The organism is Pseudomonas agronomica (assembly GCF_025917275.1).
GTDB classification, from domain to species: domain Bacteria; phylum Pseudomonadota; class Gammaproteobacteria; order Pseudomonadales; family Pseudomonadaceae; genus Aquipseudomonas; species Aquipseudomonas agronomica.
This window is the reverse complement of the sequence record NZ_JAOSHO010000305.1, coordinates 1-6222: the sequence shown is the minus strand read 5'-3', so window position 1 is coordinate 6222 and position 6222 is coordinate 1. Positions and strand designations below refer to the sequence as shown.

The following is a 6222-nucleotide window of genomic DNA, read 5'->3' as shown; positions in this document are numbered from 1 at the left end:
TCCCGCTAAACGCCACCGCCACCAACGACAGCGCAATCAACCCGAACGCAAGACTCAAACTACTGCCATGGGCAACAAACCCGATCAATGCCGGACCCGCAAGAATGCCGGCGTAACCGATGGTGGTAATGGCTGGCACGGCGATGGCTTCGGGCATCAGTGTCTGTTTGCCGACGGCGGTGTACAGCACCGGCACGATGTTCGAACACCCCGCGCCGACCAACGCGTAGCCCAGCAGCGCGGCTTGCCACATCGGCGCGACGGTCGCCATCAGGAAACCCGCCGCCGCGATCGACCCGCCGTAGATGATCACGCGCTTGGCGCCCAGGCGATGCACCACCGAATCGCCGGTCAGCCGGCCGACGGTCATGGTCAAGGCAAACGCGGCATAACCCAACCCGGCATAGGCGGTATCCACCGCGCGCTCGCTAGCCAGGAATACGGCGCTCCAGTCCAGCACCGCGCCTTCGGCCAGGAATACGATGAAGCACAGGATGCCGATAAACAGCACCACGCCATGGGGAATGGCAAACGCCGGTCCCGAGCTTTCACTGCCGTAGGGCAGCAGGTGCGGCGCCGCCTTGAACAGCGCCACCAACAGCACGGCATTGACCGCCAGCGTCGCCGCCAGCGGCGAAAGCCCGAGGCCGAGCAGCGCACTGACGCCGGCCGCGCCAATGATCCCGCCGAGGCTGAACATGCCGTGGAAACCCGACATCATGGTCTTGCCGCTGGCGCGCTCGACGATGACTGCTTGCAGGTTCACGGTGGAGTCCACGGTGCCGAGCCCGGCGCCGAACAAAAACAACGCCGTCACCAGCCACGGCAGGGAACTCATCGTCGCCAACAACGGCAACGCCAGGCAGACCAAAAGCGTGCCGCCACTGAGCACCCGGCGGCAGCCGAACCGTGTCGCCAGGGCTCCGGAAATCGGCATCGCCAGGATCGACCCTACCCCGAGGCACAGCAGCAGCAACCCCAGGGTGCCTTCGTCCAGGTTCGCCCGCACCTTGGCGTAAGGCACCAGCGGCGCCCAGGCGGCGATGCCGATCCCGGCAATGAGGTAGGCGATGCGGGTGGACATCTGTTCCAGGCGGCCTGGAACGAAGGTAGGGGGAGGGGTAATCGCGGTCATGAAACATCCTTGGCTTTCGTGCGGTACGGTGTTGCGAGCAGGCGCCTATGCTTGCATATCCACTGACCTCACTGCGACCTCAAGGTGCCGACGCGAATGCCAGGGTGGCCGGCGAGGTTTGCCCGGCAGCCTTCGCCGACATACAGTAGCGGCCCTTGCTGGCCGATCCGGGTTAGTCCATGACACAGTTCTATGATGCACGCGGCAATATCTATGGCGTCGTTTCGCCACGGCAGGTCCGTGCCCAGGGGATCGACCTGCCATCGTCTGCCGCCCAGGCTGCCCAAACCCGCGAAACCTGGAGCGCCGCCGCCGTGCAGGCTTTTTGTGCATGGGCGCCGGGCGAAGCACCGCCGGAGGCCAAGGCCCATCGCAGTGACGGCCTGCTGATCGGCCCGTTCCAGGACGCACCGCCGTTTGATCTGTTGATCGTCAATACTGATGGGACGCTGGCCGAGCGCAGCGGCAATGGCTTGACGATTTTCTCCCTGGCCCTGCAGGAGCAAGGTTTGCTGGTGGGCGACGGTGAATGTCTGCTGCAGGTTCATCACGACAAACCTGAAGGCGTTTCACCGGTGCAGACGTCGGTTCGCGCTGCTGAATTCGAAGGTGTCCAGGGTTTCTGGTTGGACCTGGGCGCACCGCTGTTCGGACCCCGGGCCGTGGCTGCCCAAGGTATCGAAGAGGTGATATTCGGTCCCTGGGAAGTGAGCCGTGTGCCGGCGCTCCATGCATTGAATACGGCGTGGGGCTACAGCCAGTTCGTGCGCATCGGCAATCCTCACTGTGTGACTTTGCTCGATGATGCGGCGGCGTTGCCCAGCCTTGCGCAGATGCGCGCGCCGGCCCTGTCGCGGGTCCTGACCGACATTGCCTATGCGGCGCCGGGCGGGGCGGGGAATCCTTGTCTGGCAGGGGTCAATCTGCAATGGGCGTGGCTTGAAGCCGAAGGACGAATCGCCGCCCGGGTGTTCGAGCGAGGCGAAGGTCCTACCGCGTCGTCGGGCACCAGCGCCAGCGCGGTGGCGAGTGCTGCGTGGCGGGTGGGTTGGGTGAAAGCGGGAGTGGTCAGGGTGGTGATGCCGGGCGGCATTGCGCCGATCCTGCTGGAAGATGAGGCGGGGGAGCTGATGCGGGTGAGGTTGTTTGGTGCGGCGCGGCCAATGACCCCATCGCGAGCAAGCTCGCTCCCACAGGGGACCTCAGTCGTGCACTGATTTTGCGCCCGCCGAATATCTACTGTGGGAGCGAGCTTGCTCGCGATAGCGCCCGGTCGGTCACATCGCTGTCAACTGACAGACCGCTATCGTCGGATCGCCGCCCGGAGCAAGCTCGCTCCCACAGGTATTGGAGATTTCAGCCCAGCTGCGGCCCGAACTCCACCACCGGCATCTGCCGCTTCATCAACACTTCACCGTTGCGAATCGAGTAGAGCGGCAGGCCCTGGCTGCGGATCACTTCGTAGTCGCTGTCGGCCGAGAGGACCAGCAGGTTCGCCGGACGGCCAGGCTCCAGCCCGTAGCGCTCGCCCAGTGCCATGGCCTTGGCGCTGTTGTCGGTGACCAGGTCCAGGGCGCTTTGCAGGTTGCGATAGCCGAGCATGTGGCAGATATGCAGGCCGGCTTCGAGCACTCGCAGGATATTGCCGTTGCCCAGCGGGTACCACGGATCGACGATGGAATCCTGGCCGAAGCACACGTTCATCCCGGCTTCGAGCAGTTCATTGACCCGCGTGACGCCGCGGCGCTTGGGGAAATTGTCGAAGCGTCCCTGCAGGTGAATGCTTTCGGTCGGGCACGACACGAAGCTGATGCCTGAATGCCCGAGCAGGCGGAACAGCTTGGCGCAATAGGCGTTGTCGTAGGAGCCCATGGCGGTGGTGTGGCTGGCGGTGACGCGGGCGCCCATGTCGCGGCTGCGGGCTTCTTCGGCGAGCACTTCGAGAAAGCGCGAGTGCGGGTCGTCGGTTTCGTCGCAATGCACGTCCACCAGGCAGCCGGTGCGCTCGGCCAGGTCCATGAGGAATTTCACCGAACTGACGCCCTGGTCGCGGGTGTACTCGAAATGCGGAATGCCGCCCACCACGTCGGCGCCCATGCGGATCGCTTCTTCCATCAGCTCGCGGCCGTTGCGGTAAGACTCGATGCCTTCCTGGGGAAACGCGACGATCTGCATGTCGACCAAGTGACGGCTCTCCTCGCGCACTTCGAGCATTGCCTTGAGGGCGGTGAGTGCGGGATCGGTCACGTCGACGTGGGTGCGCACATGTTGGATGCCATGGGCCGCCAGAGCCTGGAGGGTTTTCCGGGCGCGGGTCTTGGTGTCTTCGTGGGTGATGGTGGCCTTGCGTTCGCCCCAGCACTCGATGCCCTCGAACAGCGTGCCACTCATGTTCCAGCGCGGTTCGCCAGCGGTCAGCGTGGCGTCCAGGTGAATGTGCGGCTCGACAAAGGGCGGCACGACCAGGTTGCCGCCGGCGTCAATGTCTTCGGGCCCCAGGCTCGGGGCCTCGGTCTGGCGGGCGATGCTGGCGATCAGGCCGTTTTCCAGGTGCAGTTCATGCAAGCCTTCGCGATTGCGCAGGCGGGCGTTGATGATGTGCATCGGGCGAGTCCTTTAGAGGTCTTGTAGGGGCGCGTCAGCGGTGCGAGTGCCGGTTACGCCGATCAATAGCACATACGTTAGCGCGCCGGCGGCGATTCCTACCAGTGGTGCGATCCATGGCGCGTTGAAAGCGGCCACGGTGCCAACGCCATAGGCGCACAGCCCGGGCCAGTTGAACGCTGGAAGCTGCGTCTCTGCCAGGCGCGGGTAACGACCGCGCCAGCGGAAAAAGAAATCGGCCATGATCACCCCGCCAATCGGCGGGATGACCGTGCCGAGCAGAATCAGATAAGGCACCAGCATGTCGTACATGCCCAGCAGCGCCAGCAGCGTGCCGATCACCGCGCCGGCCAGGGTGACGGCCTTGCGCCGACGGGTGCGCAGCAGGTTGCAGCCGGCCACGGCGAAGTTGTAGATGGTGTTGTCCTGGGTGCTCCAGATGTTGAGCAGCAACATCGCCATCGCAGCCATGGCGAAGCCCTGCAACAGCAACACTTCGACCACGTCAGGCTGTTGGTAGACGATGGCCCCGTAGGCGCCGATCAGAACCATCAGGCCATTGCCCAGGAAAAAGCCGATCAGGCTCGCCAGCACCGCGACCTTCGCCGAGCGGGAAAACCGCGTCCAATTGGTCGCCTGGGTGGCGCCACTGACGAACGTGCCGAAGACCAGCGTGATCGCGGTCGACCAGTCCAGGTTACCCGTGGGCACGACCGCCAGCAGCCCGTCGAGGCCGCCGACTTTTTGCGTCGCGACCCACATCGAGAGCATCAGCAGCAATAGCATGGCTGGTACGGCGACGTATGAGAGGATCTCCAGTCCGCGATAGCCGATATACGCCGTGGCGCAGAACCCCAACCCGAACAGCACCATCAGCCCCAGCACCGTCCCCTGGCCCAGTTCGAAATACTTGCCCAGCACCACCGCCGCGGTGGCCGTGCCCCAGGCGTACCAGCCGATTTGGGTCAAGCCGAGGATCAAGTCGCTGAGCTTGCTGCCCACCTCGCCAAAACAGAAACGGCCCATCAGCACCGAATTGAGCCCACTCTTGAAGGCGATATAACCCAGGCCCGCGGCATAAAGGCCCAGCAGCAGATTGCCGATGACGATGACTGTGAGCATCTCGGCAAAACCGAACGCCACGCCCAGCTTGCCGCCGGCAAACATGGTGGCGGTGAAAAACGTGAAGCCCAGCAGCACCATGGCCGTGGAGGCCAAGCCCTTGCGAGCGCTCATCGGGACTTCGCTCAAGGGATAGTCGTTGCCCGGATCGTTCTGAGTCATTGTGGCGGTCCTTGCGTAGGGGAGGGAAAGTCGCAAGCGTGCAGCGGCCGTGCCAAGCGGGTGAGTGCCGGTTATTTATAGTCAATTTGTGGGTTGGGCGTGCTGCGAGGAACAAAAGCGGTGCGGTGGTGATTCAAGTTGGAACACAGCTCTTGATGTGTATGCGGTTACCTTGTGGGAGCGGGCTTGCTCGCGAAGGTGTGTCAGTCAATGTATCTGGACCTGACACACCGCTTTCGCGAGCAGGCTCGCTCCCACAGGGGAATGCGCCGTGCTTGCATCGAGGGAAGTCACGTCAGGAACCGCATAACTGCCGCGACGATGGCTTCCGGCGCATCTTCTTGCACCAAGTGTCCAGCGTTCGGAACGGGCTGAAACAGCGCCCCCGGAATCATCCCGTGCAACGTCCGACCGCGCTCGATGGGAATCCACTGGTCATCTTCGCCCCACAATATCTGGGTCGGGCAGCGTACGCTCGGGTACAGCCCTTCGACCTCGCGGGTGTAGCACTCGTCCATCTGCGCAATCTGCCGATAGAACGCCGCCTGCCCCGGCTCGCCAAGCCACGGCTGCACGTAGGGCGCCAACTCTTCATCGGGAATATCCCGCTTGATCGCGCCGCGGATATAGGTCGGCACAATCGCGCGCTGGATGTAGTCGGGCAGGCCGCTGAACGCCGCTTCATGCTGGCGTACATGCTGGACAAAAGGCGAACCCCACGGTGACAGGGCCACCGGGTCGATCAGTGTCAGGCTTCGGTAATCTTTCCCATCGAGGAGATGCGTACGCAGCGCGGTGGCGCCGCCGAAGTCATGGGCCACCACGTCGGGGCGTTCCAGCTTCCAGTGTTCCAGCAGTTGGGCGAGCAGTTGGTTCTGTATGCCGAGGGACACGTCGGCGTCCGGCTGCGCGGACTGGCCATACCCCAGCAGGTCGAAGTAGTGCACTGTGTGCGTGGCGAAGAAGAGCGGGGCGATCCGGTGCCACACATAGGAAGAAAACGGCGTGCCGTGGACAAACACCAGCGGCGGGCCGTCGCCGTGGATGGCGTAGCGGACTGGATGTCCGTCGAAGTCGTAGACCTGATCCAGCGGCCAGTTGGTCATGCTTGATACTCCACTGAAAATGGCTCAGGGGATCAAGCATAGGCCAATGAGATTCAGCAGGGACACCCTTGTGGCGAGGGAGCTTGCTCCCGC

Annotated in this window: 5 protein-coding genes; 1 reads left to right on the top strand and 4 read right to left on the bottom strand. The window is 63.7% G+C overall.

Going from position 1 to position 6222, the window contains the following annotated elements:
- Positions 1 to 1135: MFS transporter (locus OC610_RS19010; RefSeq protein WP_264429835.1), on the bottom strand; the 1135-nt coding region annotated here is incomplete at its 3' end.
- A gap of 179 nt (positions 1136 to 1314) precedes the next feature.
- Between OC610_RS19010 and OC610_RS19005 the strand changes: the two genes are divergently transcribed.
- Positions 1315 to 2352 (top strand): diaminopimelate epimerase, encoded by a 1038-nt coding sequence (locus OC610_RS19005; protein WP_264429834.1) that lies wholly within the window; start codon positions 1315 to 1317, stop codon positions 2350 to 2352.
- 139 nt (positions 2353 to 2491) lie between these two features.
- Here OC610_RS19005 and codA read toward each other — a convergent pair whose 3' ends face one another.
- The 3 genes from codA to OC610_RS18990 form a co-directional block, all read right to left on the bottom strand.
- Positions 2492 to 3739 (bottom strand): cytosine deaminase, encoded by a 1248-nt coding sequence (gene codA / locus OC610_RS19000; protein WP_249873969.1) that lies wholly within the window; start codon positions 3737 to 3739, stop codon positions 2492 to 2494.
- Between the two features lie 12 nt (positions 3740 to 3751).
- A complete protein-coding gene (codB, locus tag OC610_RS18995; protein WP_264429832.1) occupies positions 3752 to 5023 on the bottom strand; it encodes a cytosine permease in 1272 nt (423 codons plus the stop codon).
- A gap of 290 nt (positions 5024 to 5313) precedes the next feature.
- Positions 5314 to 6129 (bottom strand): alpha/beta fold hydrolase, encoded by an 816-nt coding sequence (locus OC610_RS18990; protein WP_264429830.1) that lies wholly within the window; start codon positions 6127 to 6129, stop codon positions 5314 to 5316.
- Positions 6130 to 6222: the final 93 nt, after the last annotated feature.

Coding starts and splice junctions, on each gene's coding strand:
- OC610_RS19005 (WP_264429834.1), top strand. CDS start 1,315: ATGACACAGTTCTATGATGCACGCGGCAATATCTATGGCGTCGTTTCG.
- codA (WP_249873969.1), bottom strand. CDS start 3,739: ATGCACATCATCAACGCCCGCCTGCGCAATCGCGAAGGCTTGCATGAA.
- codB (WP_264429832.1), bottom strand. CDS start 5,023: ATGACTCAGAACGATCCGGGCAACGACTATCCCTTGAGCGAAGTCCCG.
- OC610_RS18990 (WP_264429830.1), bottom strand. CDS start 6,129: ATGACCAACTGGCCGCTGGATCAGGTCTACGACTTCGACGGACATCCA.